Here is a 14,051-nt window from a genome sequence, read left to right on the forward strand (position 1 = left end):
TTTTCTCCTTAATATTAATTTTTTAGTATTTTATTGATAGGTTTTTTGAGTATAAGTAAAATTATAACAGCACCAAGTAATATCCACATACATTGGTAAAATAAATTTGGCAAATAAGCTATATTTTCTTCACTTGCTTTACCACCTATGAATCCAGCTAAAGCATTGCCTAATGCACTTGCTACAAACCAAAGTCCCATGACTTGAGATTTAATTAAATTAGGTGCAATTTTTGTCATTATAGAAAGTCCCACAGGGGAAAGGCAAAGCTCTCCTAAAACCATAAGCAAAAAGCTACTGACAAGCCACCAAGGTGAAACTAAAATAATTTGTGATGAATTTTCTAAATTTTCTCTTAATGTATTAGCATCGCCATTTAAACTAATTGCATGATTTGAAGCTAAAGCCATTATTAAAAATGCCAAAGCTGCACCCAAAAGTCCTAATGCAAATTTAATAATAGATGAAATTTCTTTATTATTTTTGGCACATATAGTCCATATAAAAGCACTAAAAGGTGCAAAAAGTATAACAAATAAACCTCCAAGAGATTGAAACCATATTGTAGGAATTTCATAATTTAATATGGTTTTATCTGTTAATTTTTCTGCAAAAAAATTAAAAGAAGTGTATTGTTGCTCATATACTGACCAAAATAACGCAGCCGCTAAAAATAAAACAATAAAAATAATTAAATTTCTTTTTTCTTCTATTTTTAAAGAAGTAAAAGCGAAAAGATATAAAAAATAAATTCCAGCACAAGCTAAGATAGTTAGAATAATATTTTTATTAATAACTTGTGCATCTAATTTTATAAAACCACCAAGGATTAAAAATATTGCTCCAAGCAAAACAATACCTGATACAATGATGATGTAAAATGCGTTTTTGCTTTTTTTGCTTGGTCTATCCCAAGTAGAGTCTATGCCAACTTTTTCATCAAATTCTTTTAAATCAGGCATAGTTTTTAGGTAGAAAATAATTACCGCTAAAAGCATACCAATCCCACCTGCACCAAAACCAAAATGCCATCCGTATTCTTTTTGTAAAAAGCCGCAAATTAAAGGAGCTACAAAAGCACCAAAATTAAAACACATATAAAAAAGAGTAAAACCAGAATCACGCCTTGTATCATTTTTTTTATAAAGCATTCCAACCATTACAGAAACGCAAGTTTTAAAAAGTCCTGAACCTATAACCAAAAAAACCATACCAACAAAAATCATTTTATTGTTAAAATAAGAAAAGGCTATGCACAAATGTCCAAATGCTATAGTTAAAGCACCTAGTAAAATTGCTCTTTTTTGTCCTAAGTAATTATCCGCAAGCCACCCACCTGGCAAAGCAGCAAGATATAAACAACTTGCAAAAATTCCCATAATTGCACTTGCTTCTTCAGGTTTTAAGTTCATTCCACTTTTTTCAAAACTTGCTATCATAAAAAGGTAAAGCAAGGGACGAATTCCGTAAAAAGAAAATCTTTCCCAAAGCTCGGTAAGCGAAAGAGATAAAAGTGGTTTTGGATGTCCAAAAAATGAAGTATCTAAATTTTTTACATTTTTACTCAATTTATATCCTTTATGTATTTTTATTTATAAATTATAGATAAGAAATTAAAAAATATGTATAACTTTGTAATATTTTTAAATAATTTATATCATAATGTTACTTTTTTGCAAATATAAAAAAAGAAATATTAAGATCAATTTTCAACTTTGGTGTATTTTGTATTTTAAGTTTAATTAGATAATTGCTTATTTTTTCGTTAAGAATTTTATAAATTGGTTTTTTAGCAATAAAAAGCATCCACATGCATTGTCCAAAAATACTGGGAAGTTGATCGATGTTTTTAATATTGACATAAATCCTGCAACAAAATTTCCAAGCGCACTTGCTACAAACTAAAGTCCCATGATTTGATTTTTGATTAAATCAGGGGCAATCTCAGCCATTATAGAGAGTCCAATAGGAGACACGCATAGTTCCACAAGTGTTAAAAGAATATACTTATAATAATCCAAGCCATGGATATTGGTAAACCATTGTTGTTTATTAGACTTTGTGAAGCAAAGGTCATTATCATAAAACCAATACCGGCAAATAATATTTCTAAAGTAAATTTTCCAATGGAAGAAAAATATATATTTTTTCTCTAAAAATATCTAAATATAACTTGCTATAGGAGTAAGTATGATGATAAAAATTGGATTAAAAGATTGAAACCAGTTTGTTGGAATTTTCCAATCAAAAATATTTCTATTTGTAAAATCTTGTGCAAAAAGATTATAAGTAGTAGGTTTTTGTTCAAAAGTACTCCAAAAAAGTGGCTGCAAAGAATAAAACAATTAAAATTATTAATTGTTATTTTAAGGCTTTAAAAACAAAAAGATATATGAAATAATTTTACCAAACATAGCAAAATTACAATTAGAAGTTTTTTTGATAGTATTATGGGATTAATATCTGCAAGATTAATAAAAATTAGAAAAAATCCAATAATACTTAACAAGCTTATACTTAGTATAAGAGTTAAATTTTTACTTTTTTAAATGATTGTTCCCAGTTTTGCTTTAAGGTGTAATTTTTATGAAATTCTTCAAGCTCAGGGGCAGCTTTAAAATATAAAATAAGCAAAGAGATTAGCATACCTAAACCTCCTCCAAATCCTAAATGATAATTCTATTTTGCTTGAACAAAACCACATATAAGAGGAGCAATGAATGCTCCAATGTTAATTCCTATATAAAAAATTGTATAGCTAGTACTGCAACTTGTATCATTTTGTTTTTATGTAACATTCCAACCATTACAGAAGCGCTAGTTTTAAAAAATCCAGCACCAATAACGATAAAAGTAAGTCCTAGGAAAAATATAGATGTGCTCAAAATAGATAAGGCTATGCTAATATATCCTAAAGCTATAATAAAAGAACCTAGAAATAAAGCCTTTTTTTTGCCCTAAATAATTATCAGTAATCCAGCCTTTAGGAAGTGCTGCTAAATACAAGCATCCTGCAAAAATGCCATAAATTGCCAAGGCGTATTGAGTGCCTATTCCAAGTCCACCTTTGTTTATGGTTGTTGCAATAAAAAGCAAATCTTTCCCAAAGTTCTACCATTGATAGAGAGAATAAAGGCTTGGGATGACCTAGGAAATTTGTATCGAGTTTTTGTATTTCTTGCTTAGTCACTTCTCAATACCTTTCTTTTTTATGCTTAAAATATTTTAACTCATAGTAATGGAAAAATAATTAAATTACAATATTTTTAAATATTTTTTATAGTAATATTTAAAAATATAACATTTTAATATTATTATAAATTAATAAATTTAAACATTAAATCAAGCTTTAATTTTAAACCCTGTGTATTGTATAGTTTTATTTTATCAATTTTTAAAGCTATAGGAAGATTTTCTAAATTTTGTATAAAATTAAGTAAGTCTTTAAAGTTGCCATTTAAACTTAGAGAAACATAATTATAGTGGATAAAATTTTTGTTTTCTTGGGAAAATTTTATTTTATTAATGGTTAAATTTTTGGATAAATTGTTGATTTTTTTATTGAAAAAATCTTTATCATAAGAAAATGAATGCAATTTTTCTTTATAGTATTTTAATTTTTCTTCCTCTGTTTTTATCTGTTTTGTTAGCTTTGTCTCTATTTCTTTAAGATGTGAATTTTCTATTTTTGCTTCATTTAATGTAAGGTAGTTATGTTCTACTAATGTTTTTTGAAAAATATCTTCCAAAAAGTGATCGTGAATTTTAAAAGCTAAAAACAAAGCACAAAGGCAGATAAAAGAAATAAAAAGAAATTTTTCCCTAGGATTTAAATTTTGCAAAAATACTTCTATTTTATTCATGTATGACTTCTAATATGATATTAAATGTTTCTTCATTTTTATCAAGAATTTTAAAAGCAGAATTTGGATTTTTTAATGCTCTTTTAAAGTGGTTTTCATCGATAAAAGAAAGAATGATTTTTGTTTGTTCAAATTCAAGATTTGTGATTTTAAGTTCATTGGAGTTAAGCCATGATATGATTTGATTTAGAATGATTGCCTTATTTTTGTCTAAATTGATTTCTTTTGTTATGGTGGATAAAATATGAAATTGTTGTTGTGTAGATGATATTTTATTGGAAAGAGTAAAGTTTAAATCTTGTATGTTTGTTAATAATTTTTGCTTATCTTGTTTTAGTTTAGAAATTTCTTCTTGTATGATAAAATTTTTATTTTGAATTTCCTTATTTTGTTTGTACTCTATAAAATCTTTAAATAATAAAATCATCATGCTAAGACTAAAGCTAAAAATAAATATTAATATAATTTTAAAAGAAATAGATATTTTTATTTTATTATGCTTGATAAAATTACAATTTTGATCTAGATTTTTTATACTATATGAACTTAATTTCAATAAACTATTTTTATCAAGAATATCATTTAGATTTAAACATTTTATTTGAGATGAGAAGTAATGTTTGATTGTATCCAAATCCTGATAAAGTAGCAATTTGCTTTCATAGTGTTTTAAAAGCTCTATAAATCGATTTTGTTTAAAAAATAAATCCATATTACCTGGGTTGAAATTTTCGATTTTTTTAAGATTGATAAATTTTCCTTCTTGGTAAAAATATAAATATAAAGTTTGATCATATAAATTTAAAACACAATAATCACTTTCCTCAATAAATCTTTCATCAAACAAAGCTTGAAAAATTAAAGGCTCAGGAAAGCAAAAACGACTTTTTTTCAATTTGTAAACAGGCGCTAAAAAACAATGATAAATTTCATTATGTTTAAAAAAAGCTATTTGGTAGTCAAAGGGTTTGCTTAGCTTAAAATCTGCGGTTAAATTGTTAAAAAGTTCGTCTTCTTTGGATATTCCTGTTCTTTGAGCATAAAGCAAATCTGTAGATTTTATAAAATTTATTTTATTTAATGAATTAATTTTCATCATTTAAAAGTTTTTTTAAAAATTCTTCATCTTTTTGCCAGTTTTTTTTCACTGTTACGAAAAGCTTTAAAAGTACCTTTTTTTGTGCAAGTTTTGAAATTTTAAAGCGTGCATCTTTGCCTATTCTTTTTAAAGTTGCCCCTTCTTTTCCTATAAGCATACCCTTGTGAGAGTTTGCATTGGTGATGATATTGGCTTCTAGGATTAAAAGATTAGGTGTGTCTTTGGTGCGATGGATAAGCACTTCGCTACTATAAGGAAGCTCATCACTTAAATTTTCATAAATACTTTCAAGTATGAAATCTCTATAAAGTTCTTTTTCGCTACTCGCACTTAAAAATTCAGGATCATAAAAATACTCATGTTCATCAAGGTATTTTACTATTTCATCTAATAAGCCTTTTTTATAGCTTTTTTTCTTAGAAGAATAAGGAATGATAGCCTTAAAATGTTGGCTAAATTTTGCATATTCGCTAAGTTTTTTTAAGAGCGTAGCATTGTCGGTTAAATCTACTTTATTTAAAACGATGATATGTGGTACTTGTGGGTTTAGACTAAGAAAATTTTCATAGTCTTTTGTACTATCAAAAACACTTGCCACAAACAAAATCACATCACAATCCCCCATGGATTTAATAGCACTTTGGACAAGCAGTTGATTAAGCCTAGCACCGCTTTCGTGAAGTCCTGGGGTATCGATAAAAATGATTTGATTTTTTTCATGCATCATTATGGCTTTGATTTTGCGCCTTGTGGCATTTTGTTTGTGAGAAACTAGGGCGATTTTTTCTTCTAATAAGGAATTGATTAAAGTACTTTTTCCTGCATTAGTACGCCCTATGATGCTAACAAAGCCACTTTTCATAAAATATACCTTGCAAGATCTTTATTTTCTATGATATCTCCGAGTTTTTCTTCTACCATTTTTTTATCCACTACGAATTTTTTACCCGCATACTCATCAGCTTCAAAGCTTAAATCTTCAAGTAATTTTTCTATCACAGTATGTAAGCGTCTAGCACCTATATCTTGCATTTCTTCATTGGCTCTTGAAGCTATTTTTGCTATTTCTTTGATTGCCTCATCATCAAATTCAAGTTCTAAATTTTCAGTTTTTAAAAGCTGAGAGTATTGTTTTAAAAGTGAATTTTTAGGGCGTGTTAAAATTTCATAAAGAGCTTTATCATCAAGACTATCTAATTCCACTCTTAAAGGAAAGCGTCCTTGTAGTTCAGGGATAAGATCACTTGGTTTGCTAAGATGAAAAGCCCCTGCAGCGATAAAAAGAATATGATCGGTTTTTAAAGTACCTATTTTTGTTTGTACATTTGATCCCTCGACTATAGGAAGTAAGTCTCTTTGTACCCCTTCTTTACTTGGATCTTGGCGGTTTGAATTTCCGCTTGAAACAGCGATTTTATCGATTTCATCAATAAAAATAATCCCTTCATTTTCCGCCCTTTTTAAGGCTTCGCTTTTGATGCTTTCTTGGTCTAGGATTTTTTCTCCTGCCTCATTTTTTAAAGCATTTTTAGCGTCTTTGATTTTCATTTCTTTTTTGACTTTTTTACTGCCAACGCCTATAACCTTAACTATATCTTGCATTGCACCCATTTCAGGAGGTAGGTTGGGATTGGTATCAAACATATTTTGTGAAATTTCTATTTCTATAGTGCTTTCATTAAGATCGCCATTTTTTAGTTTAGTTCTCATTTTTTCAAGACTGTTTTTATATTCTTCTTGTTTTTCATCGCTGATACCCTTTGGTAAAGGTGGTAAAAGTTTTTCTAAAATTTTATTTTCTATAAATTCATCGATTTTATCTTTGTTTTTTTCTCTTTGCTCATTTTTTACCAAATTTAAAGCCGCATTGGCAAGATCTCTTACCATGCTTTCTACATCACGACCTACAAAACCTACTTCAGTATATTTACTTGCTTCGATTTTGATGAAAGGAAAGCCCATCATTTTAGCTAAACGCCTAGCGATTTCTGTTTTTCCTACACCTGTAGAACCTATCATTAAGATATTTTTTGGCACTATATCATCTTGCAACTCAGGGCTAAGTTGCATTCTGCGGTAGCGATTTCTTAAAGCTATGGCTATGATTTTTTTAGCTTTTTTTTGTCCTATAACATAATCATCTAAAAATTTAACAATTTCTTTTGGAGTTAGATTCATTTCTCATCCTCGATTACATAAGTTTTGATATTGGTATTAGTATAAATGCAAATTTCACCTGCGATTTGAAGGCTTGATTTTACAAGCTCTTCTTCATCTAAATTGGCATGTTTTGCTAAGGCTCTAGCAGCTGAAAGTGCATAGTTTCCACCACTTCCTATGGCTGCGATTTGTCCATCTTCAGGTTCGACCACATCGCCTGTACCAGAAAGTAGAAAAATGTGATTTCTATCAAGTACGAGCATCATGGCTTCAAGTTTTCTTAAGTATTTGTCTTTTCTCCATTCTTTAGAAAAGTCAATCGCTGCTTTTAAAAGATCGCCTTTAGAACTTTGAAGGAGATTTTCAAACATATCAAAAAGATTAAAAGCATCAGCTGTTGATCCTGCAAAACCTGCTAAAACTTTGCCATTGTTGAGTTTTCTAATCTTTACAGCATTGCCTTTTAGCACCGTATTTCCAAAGCTTACTTGTCCATCTCCGCCAATTACGGATTTATTTTTACCTTTGTAAGCTAAAATCGTTGTTGCGTGAAACATTATTCTGCCTTTATATTTATGTTAAATTTAGCATGGATTGCGTGTCCAAGTTTTACGCTTACTTCGTGAATTCCTAAGCTTTTTAAGGTGTCGCATTCTAAACTTTTTTTATCGATTTCTATATGGCTTTGTTCTTTTAGGGCGTGAGCGATTTCATCTTTGGTTACGCCACCAAACAAACTTCCATTTGCACCTACGGGTTTTGAAATTTCAAGAGTGATTTTGCTAAGTTCTTCTTTGAGTTTTTCTAAATTTGCGATTTCAAAGCGTAAATTTTCAGCCTCTTTTTTCTTGTCGCTTTCATATTTTCTTAAAACTTCATTAGTAGCTGCTTTAGCAAAGCCTTTAGCGATTAAGAAATTTTGTCCGTAGCCGTCTTTTACTTCTTTTATTTCTCCTGCTTTTCCAAGTGTTTTTACATCTTTGATTAATAATACTTTCATTTTATTCCTTTATTAAAATTTTCTTCCATTTTTTCCTGCAATGATAAAACGCAAAGCATTAAGCTTGATAAAGCCTGCTGCGTCTTTTTGATTATACACTTCATCTTCTTCAAAAGTACAATAAGCTGCGTTAAACAAGCTATCGTTCGCACTTTCACGTCCTATAACCATCACATTGCCTTTATAAAGCTCGAGTTTTACTCTACCATTGGCATGAATTTGAGACTCATCGATTAAGGCTTGAAGCATCATTCTTTCAGGCGAGAACCAATAGCCATTATAAATTAAACTTGCGTATTTTGGCATGAGTTCATCTTTTAAGTGTGCTGCTTCTTTATCAAGCGTGATGCTTTCAAGAGCTCTGTGTGCTTTTAAAAGTATAGTACCGCCTGGAGTTTCGTAACAACCACGACTTTTCATTCCTATATAGCGATTTTCTACTATATCAAGGCGTCCTATACCATGTTTGCAGCCTAGTTCGTTAAGTTTGGTTAAAAGTCCTGCAGGACTTAGTTTTTCTCCATTTATCGCTACTAAATCTCCTTTTTGGAAATCAAGTTCTATAATTTCACTTTCATTTGGAGCGTCTTTTGGGCTTTTACTCCATCTCCACATATCTTCTTCAGGTGCGTGTGCAGGATCTTCTAAAACAAGTCCTTCATAAGAAATATGAAGTAAATTTGCGTCCATAGAATAAGGAGATTTTCCTTTTTTCTTAGAAATATCAATACCGTGTTTTTGTGCATAAGCAAGGAGTTTTTCACGACTGTTTAAATCCCACTCACGCCATGGAGCGATGATTTTTAAATCTGGGTTAAAAGCAAGATAACCAAGTTCAAAACGCACTTGATCATTTCCTTTGCCTGTGGCACCATGACTTACCGCATCAGCACCTGTTTGCAGGGCAATTTGTGCTTGAGTTTTTGCTATAAGTGGTCTTGCTATACTTGTTCCTAAAAGATATTCTCCTTCATAAATCGCATTGGCTCTAAACATAGGAAATACATAATCTTTAACAAATTCATCTCTTAAATCTTTAATGAAAATATTTTCTTCTTTTATACCTAAAGAAAGGGCTTTTTTTCTTGCAGGTTCGAGTTCTTCGCCTTGACCAATATCTGCTGTAAAAGTTACAACTTCACAATTATACTCATCTTGAAGCCATTTTAAAATGATGCTCGTATCAAGCCCCCCAGAATACGCTAAAACTACTTTTTTTACTTCATTTTTCATAAGATATCCTTTGCTAAAATAGATTTGAAAATTGTAAAATTGTATCCAAATTTCATTAAAGAAAAGTTTTTACTTGCTATTTTCTTAAAAAATAAAGCAAAGGCGTAAGCAAATTTTGTTCCAAAAATTGATTTTTTTTGCTAAAATTGCTTTTATGAGAGTAGATAAATTTTTAAATGTAGTTAATATCACGAAAAGAAGAGCTATTTCTGAAGATATGTGTAAAAGTGGTGTAGTAGGGATTAATGGCGTTATTGTTAAAGCGAGTAAAGAGGTTAAGGTGGGTGATATTATCACTTTACATTTTACTGAATACACTCAAAAATATAAAGTACTAGCTCTACCTAGTACGAAAAGCATTCCTAAAAACGCGCAAAATGAATATGTGGTAAAATTATGAAAGAATTTATTTTAGCAAAAGATGAGATCAAAACGATGCTTCAAATAATGCCTAAAGAAGGTGTTGTTTTGCTTCAAGGAGATTTGGCTAGCGGAAAAACAAGCTTGGTGCAAGCTTGGGTTAAATTTCTTGGTCTTGATGCAAGGGTAGATTCTCCAACTTTTTCCACTATGCAAAAATATGAAAATCATGATATTTGCATTTATCATTATGATATTTATCAAGAAGGTTTAGAAGGACTTTTAGCGAATGGTTTATTTGAAAATTTTTTTGAAAAAGGTTTACATTTGGTTGAATGGGGCGGTGAAAATTTGAAAAAAACTTTAATGAAATTTGGAATTTCTACTATTCAGATTAAAATTAGCATTAAAGATGACAAAAGAAAGTATGAAATTTATGAGTAAATTAGAAATTGTAAATTTGGAAAAAATTATTAAAAAAACTAAGATTATACATGGAATTTCTTTAGAGGTTAATAGCGGAGAAGTTGTAGGACTTTTAGGGCCAAATGGCGCAGGAAAAACAACAACTTTTTATATGATATGTGGACTTATTTCTCCAAGTAGTGGAAAAGTTCTTTTAGATGGCTTGGATGTAACAAAAGATCCTTTAAATAAAAGAGCTAGATCAGGGATAGGTTATCTACCTCAAGAAAGTAGTATTTTTAAGGATTTAAGTGTAGAAGATAACCTGCTTTTAGCGGCTCAGATTTTTTATAAAGATAAAAAAATTTTACATGATAAAGTTGAGCAAATGCTTGAACTTTTAAGTATAGAACCTATTCGTTTAAGGAAAGGTTTAAGTTTAAGTGGAGGTGAAAGAAGGCGTTGTGAGATCGCTAGAAGCTTGATGTGCGAACCTAAGTTTTTGCTTCTTGATGAGCCTTTTGCAGGTGTTGATCCTATAGCAGTGGCTGAAATTCAAACTTTGATTAAAGAGCTTAAAAGATTAGGGATTGGGGTTTTAATTACCGATCATAATGTGCGTGAGACTTTGGCTATTTGTGATAGAGCTTATGTTATAAGATCAGGTTCTTTGCTTGCTAGTGGGAATGCTGATGAAATTGCAACCAATAAAGACGTGAAAAAGTATTATTTAGGAGCGGAGTTTAAACTCCTTGATTGATGTTAAAGCAAAAAATCACCCAAGCACCCAAGACTAAAATTTCTCAAACTTTACGCTCTTGGTTGCCGATTTTACAAGCAAACATAGAGGATTTAAAAGAAAATTTAGATAAATTTGCTGAGGATAATCCTTTCTTAAATGTTCAAGATTCGATACAAACTCATGATAAGGATAAGAATTATTTTGATTCATTTTATAAACATAATGCAAATTCGGCTTTTGTGGATAGTAAAGGACTTGCCAAAAAAAGTGTTTATGAGCTTTTAAATGAACAGATTCTTCCTCCTTTGTTTCCTACAAACAAATCTCAAGAGCTTGCAAAAAAAATTATAGAATGCTTAAATGAGGAAGGATATTTTGAATACGATGAAGAATTTTTAAAAGAGTATTCCTTAGAAGAAATTGAGCGAGTAAGAGCAAGATTTAAATTTTTAGATCCTGTAGGAGTAGGAGCTAAAGATTATAAAGAAGCATTTTTATTTGCTCTTGAAAATATGGAATTAGATGAAGATATTGATGAGTTTTGTAGAATGTTGATTATGGATTTTGAAAATATACAAAACTATACCAAAGAGCCTTTATATAAAGAAGCATTGGCTGTACTTAAGCGCTTTAGCACTCCTCCTTTTTTGGAATATTTTGAAGATTCTCGTATAATTGTTCCTGATATTTTTGTTTATAAAGAAAATGGTGAAATTAAAGTAAAAATCAATGATGATTATTATCCTGAAATTTCAATTCAAACTGATGGTTTAGAGCATGATTTTTTAAGTCATTACATCAAAGAAGCAAAAAATTTAGTCGATGCTCTAGCGATGAGAAAAGCTACTCTTTATAAAATAGGGCTTATGATAGTAGAATATCAATATGATTTTTTCATGGGAAAAGAGATAAAACCTATGACTTTTAAGGATTTAGCACTTGATTTAGAACGTAATGCTTCGACTATATCAAGAGCTGTGGCAAATAAATATTTAAGTTGTGAAAGAGGACTTATTCCCTTGCGTGATTTTTTTGCTTTTGCTCTTGATGAAGAGGGAGAGACTTCAAATGTAGGTGTTAAAGAATTCGTGGCAAATTTAGTAAAGAATGAAGATCGCAATAAACCTTTAAGCGATAGTAAAATTTTAGAATTAATCAAAGAAGAATTTAAGGTCGATATCGGACGAAGAACTATTACAAAATATCGCAAACATCTTAATATAGCAAGCTCTACAGATAGAAAAAAAATATATGAACTTGAAGGATAAAATTCTATACAATCTGTCAAACCCATTACGCTTGTGTTTTATATTTAAATTTAATTTAAATAATTTAAAAAATTGTTATTTTTATTTTTATAAATATTATTCTTTAATTTAAAAATGTGATACAATAATAACTGTTTTTAAATATCAATTTTCAAAGGAGTTAAAATGGATTTTTTAACAAGCCTTACCGAGGGAGGGCAATTTGCAGTCCAAATCATTATCGTTTTAATTTGTCTTTTTTACGGTGCAAAAAAAGGCGGTATAGCGCTTGGTTTGCTTGGTGGTATAGGTATTTTAATGCTTGTATTTGCTTTTCATATAAAGCCTGGAAAACCAGCCATAGATGTTATGCTTACAATTTTAGCGGTGGTGGTTGCGAGTGCAACTTTGCAAGCGAGTGGTGGTTTAGATGTTATGCTTCAAATAGCAGAAAGAATTTTAAGACGCAATCCTAAGTTTTTAACAATACTAGCACCTTTTGTAACCTGCTTTTTGACTATACTTTGTGGAACAGGACATGTGGTTTATACTATTATGCCTATTATTTATGATATAGCGATTAAAAACGGTATTCGTCCTGAGCGTCCAATGGCAGCAGCTTCTATATCATCACAAATGGGTATTATTGCATCTCCTGTATCTGTGGCTGTTGTGAGTTTGACTGCTTTGCTTTTAAATGCTAATCATAAATTAGCAGGTTTTGATGGTTATATTAATCTTCTTCAAATTACCATACCTAGTACATTATTTGGTGTGTTGTGTATAGGAATTTTTTCTTGGTTTAGAGGAAAAGATTTGGATAAAGATGAAGTATTTCAAGAAAAACTTAAAGATCCTGAATTTAAAAAATATGTTTATGGGGATTCTAAAACACTTTTAGGTGTTAAACTTCCAAAAAGCAATTGGGTCGCAATGTGGATTTTCTTAGGAGCTATTGCTTTAGTAGCTTTATTGGGTGTATTTGATTTTTTGCGTCCAAACTGGGGACAAGTTGTAAAAAATGGCATTCCTCAAGTAGATGCTTTAGGTAACCCTAAAATGGATGTTTTATCCATGGTTTCAGTTATTCAGATGTTTATGCTTTTAGCAGGTTCTTTGATTATCATCTTTACTAAAACAGATGCAAAGAAAATCGGCTCTAATGAAATTTTTAAATCAGGCATGATAGCGCTTGTTGCGGTTTTTGGAATTTCTTGGATGGCTGATACTATGTTTGCAGTTCACACTCCTATGATGAAAGCAGCACTTGGAGATATAGTAAAAGAGCATCCTTGGACTTATGCTGTAATGCTTCTTTTAATTTCAAAATTTGTAAACTCTCAAGCAGCAGCTATTTCGGCTTTTGTTCCTTTGGCTTTAGGAATTGGTGTTGAACCTGGTGTAATTGTTGCCTTTGCGGCTGCTTGTTATGGATATTATATTTTACCAACTTATCCAAGCGATTTAGCTACTATACAATTTGACAGATCAGGTACTACTCACATCGGTAAATTTGTTATCAATCATAGTTTTATTTTACCAGGTCTTATAGGTGTAATCACTTCTTGTATAGCAGGATATTTTATTGCTATGGCAGCGGGTTATCTTTAACAATTTTTAGCAGGATTTTTCCTGCTAAATTTTTCATTTGTCTTTTTATTTAATATAGATAAAAATTATAAATAAATCATAAAATTAGTATTAATCAAAATATAAGCTTAACAAGGATAGAATAAATCCTATTTTGAATCAATGAGAAAGGGCTATCCTATGGATGTTATCTTTGCTTTGCTTCTGCTTTTAGCTTTTGGTAGTTTATGGTTTTTTATCCGTTTTTGTGAAATTCAAACTAGGACACGCGGATGATATTTTTACTAGTTTTAAGCTTAATACTTGCTCTTTATTTATTTTATGCTCTATTATATCCTGAAAAATTTTAAAG

Annotated in this window: 15 protein-coding genes and 1 pseudogene; 6 read left to right on the forward strand and 10 right to left on the reverse strand. The window is 30.1% G+C overall.

Features of this window, described 5'->3' with window-relative positions; translation table 11 throughout:
* Positions 1-14 precede the first annotated feature (14 nt).
* The 10 genes from AJN64_RS04505 to AJN64_RS04560 form a co-directional block, all read right to left on the reverse strand.
* Positions 15-1,568, reverse strand: a complete 1,554-nt coding sequence (locus AJN64_RS04505) for a peptide MFS transporter (protein ID WP_053872603.1) — start codon at positions 1,566-1,568, stop codon at positions 15-17.
* A gap of 594 nt (positions 1,569-2,162) precedes the next feature.
* Positions 2,163-2,345, reverse strand: a complete 183-nt coding sequence (locus AJN64_RS04510; RefSeq protein WP_153881743.1) for a hypothetical protein — start codon at positions 2,343-2,345, stop codon at positions 2,163-2,165.
* A 556-nt stretch (positions 2,346-2,901) separates the two neighbouring features.
* Positions 2,902-3,096, reverse strand: coding sequence for a hypothetical protein (locus AJN64_RS09765; protein ID WP_070292742.1), 195 nt, complete (start codon positions 3,094-3,096; stop codon positions 2,902-2,904).
* 218 nt (positions 3,097-3,314) lie between these two features.
* The gene (locus AJN64_RS04530) at positions 3,315-3,863 is read right to left on the reverse strand and encodes a hypothetical protein (protein WP_052794060.1); all 549 of its coding nucleotides are present in this window, start codon (positions 3,861-3,863) and stop codon (positions 3,315-3,317) included.
* A complete protein-coding gene (locus AJN64_RS04535; protein WP_079728989.1) occupies positions 3,856-4,962 on the reverse strand; it encodes a hypothetical protein in 1,107 nt (368 codons plus the stop codon). The genes AJN64_RS04530 and AJN64_RS04535 overlap by 8 nt, the downstream gene beginning before the upstream one ends.
* The gene (era, locus tag AJN64_RS04540) at positions 4,949-5,824 is read right to left on the reverse strand and encodes a GTPase Era (RefSeq protein ID WP_053872601.1); all 876 of its coding nucleotides are present in this window, start codon (positions 5,822-5,824) and stop codon (positions 4,949-4,951) included. The genes AJN64_RS04535 and era overlap by 14 nt, the downstream gene beginning before the upstream one ends.
* Positions 5,821-7,140: an ATP-dependent protease ATPase subunit HslU gene (gene hslU / locus AJN64_RS04545; RefSeq protein WP_053872600.1), complete on the reverse strand. Its 1,320-nt coding sequence runs from the start codon at positions 7,138-7,140 to the stop codon at positions 5,821-5,823. Before hslU ends, era begins: the two co-directional genes overlap by 4 nt.
* Positions 7,137-7,679 (reverse strand): ATP-dependent protease subunit HslV, encoded by a 543-nt coding sequence (gene hslV / locus AJN64_RS04550; protein WP_002776411.1) that lies wholly within the window; start codon positions 7,677-7,679, stop codon positions 7,137-7,139. The genes hslU and hslV overlap by 4 nt, the downstream gene beginning before the upstream one ends.
* On the reverse strand, positions 7,679-8,122 hold the full coding sequence (rplI, locus tag AJN64_RS04555; protein WP_002871329.1) for a 50S ribosomal protein L9: 444 nt from the start codon (positions 8,120-8,122) through the stop codon (positions 7,679-7,681). Before rplI ends, hslV begins: the two co-directional genes overlap by 1 nt.
* 12 nt (positions 8,123-8,134) lie before the next feature.
* Positions 8,135-9,355, reverse strand: a complete 1,221-nt coding sequence (locus tag AJN64_RS04560) for an argininosuccinate synthase (RefSeq protein ID WP_053872599.1) — start codon at positions 9,353-9,355, stop codon at positions 8,135-8,137.
* Positions 9,356-9,509: 154 nt separating this feature from the next.
* Here AJN64_RS04560 and AJN64_RS04565 point away from each other — a divergent pair, with 154 nt between their 5' ends.
* From AJN64_RS04565 to kdpF, 6 genes and pseudogenes are all read left to right on the forward strand, one after another.
* The gene (locus AJN64_RS04565; protein ID WP_002864726.1) at positions 9,510-9,755 is read left to right on the forward strand and encodes an RNA-binding S4 domain-containing protein; all 246 of its coding nucleotides are present in this window, start codon (positions 9,510-9,512) and stop codon (positions 9,753-9,755) included.
* Positions 9,752-10,159 (forward strand): tRNA (adenosine(37)-N6)-threonylcarbamoyltransferase complex ATPase subunit type 1 TsaE, encoded by a 408-nt coding sequence (tsaE, locus tag AJN64_RS04570; protein WP_002854905.1) that lies wholly within the window; start codon positions 9,752-9,754, stop codon positions 10,157-10,159. The genes AJN64_RS04565 and tsaE overlap by 4 nt, the downstream gene beginning before the upstream one ends.
* Positions 10,152-10,880 carry an LPS export ABC transporter ATP-binding protein gene (gene lptB / locus AJN64_RS04575; RefSeq protein WP_002855252.1) on the forward strand — a complete coding sequence of 243 codons (729 nt, stop codon included), beginning with the start codon at positions 10,152-10,154 and terminating at the stop codon, positions 10,878-10,880. Before tsaE ends, lptB begins: the two co-directional genes overlap by 8 nt.
* Entirely contained in the window at positions 10,880-12,130 is a 1,251-nt protein-coding gene (locus tag AJN64_RS04580; RefSeq protein WP_053872598.1) for an RNA polymerase factor sigma-54, read from the forward strand. The genes lptB and AJN64_RS04580 overlap by 1 nt, the downstream gene beginning before the upstream one ends.
* A 165-nt stretch (positions 12,131-12,295) precedes the next feature.
* Positions 12,296-13,720 (forward strand): anaerobic C4-dicarboxylate transporter, encoded by a 1,425-nt coding sequence (locus AJN64_RS04585; protein WP_004305519.1) that lies wholly within the window; start codon positions 12,296-12,298, stop codon positions 13,718-13,720.
* A 141-nt stretch (positions 13,721-13,861) separates the two neighbouring features.
* Positions 13,862-14,049 (forward strand): annotated as a pseudogene (gene kdpF / locus AJN64_RS09245) (K(+)-transporting ATPase subunit F).
* Positions 14,050-14,051 lie beyond the last annotated feature (2 nt).

Source organism: Campylobacter sp. BCW_4332, assembly GCF_001763175.1.
GTDB lineage: Bacteria > Campylobacterota > Campylobacteria > Campylobacterales > Campylobacteraceae > Campylobacter_D > Campylobacter_D jejuni.

Coding starts and splice junctions, on each gene's coding strand:
- AJN64_RS04560 (WP_053872599.1), bottom strand. CDS start 9,355: ATGAAAAATGAAGTAAAAAAAGTAGTTTTAGCGTATTCTGGGGGGCTT.
- hslV (WP_002776411.1), bottom strand. CDS start 7,679: ATGTTTCACGCAACAACGATTTTAGCTTACAAAGGTAAAAATAAATCC.
- lptB (WP_002855252.1), top strand. CDS start 10,152: ATGAGTAAATTAGAAATTGTAAATTTGGAAAAAATTATTAAAAAAACT.
- AJN64_RS04565 (WP_002864726.1), top strand. CDS start 9,510: ATGAGAGTAGATAAATTTTTAAATGTAGTTAATATCACGAAAAGAAGA.
- rplI (WP_002871329.1), bottom strand. CDS start 8,122: ATGAAAGTATTATTAATCAAAGATGTAAAAACACTTGGAAAAGCAGGA.
- AJN64_RS04530 (WP_052794060.1), bottom strand. CDS start 3,863: ATGAATAAAATAGAAGTATTTTTGCAAAATTTAAATCCTAGGGAAAAA.
- AJN64_RS04580 (WP_053872598.1), top strand. CDS start 10,880: ATGTTAAAGCAAAAAATCACCCAAGCACCCAAGACTAAAATTTCTCAA.
- AJN64_RS04585 (WP_004305519.1), top strand. CDS start 12,296: ATGGATTTTTTAACAAGCCTTACCGAGGGAGGGCAATTTGCAGTCCAA.
- hslU (WP_053872600.1), bottom strand. CDS start 7,140: ATGAATCTAACTCCAAAAGAAATTGTTAAATTTTTAGATGATTATGTT.
- era (WP_053872601.1), bottom strand. CDS start 5,824: ATGAAAAGTGGCTTTGTTAGCATCATAGGGCGTACTAATGCAGGAAAA.
- tsaE (WP_002854905.1), top strand. CDS start 9,752: ATGAAAGAATTTATTTTAGCAAAAGATGAGATCAAAACGATGCTTCAA.
- AJN64_RS04535 (WP_079728989.1), bottom strand. CDS start 4,962: ATGATGAAAATTAATTCATTAAATAAAATAAATTTTATAAAATCTACA.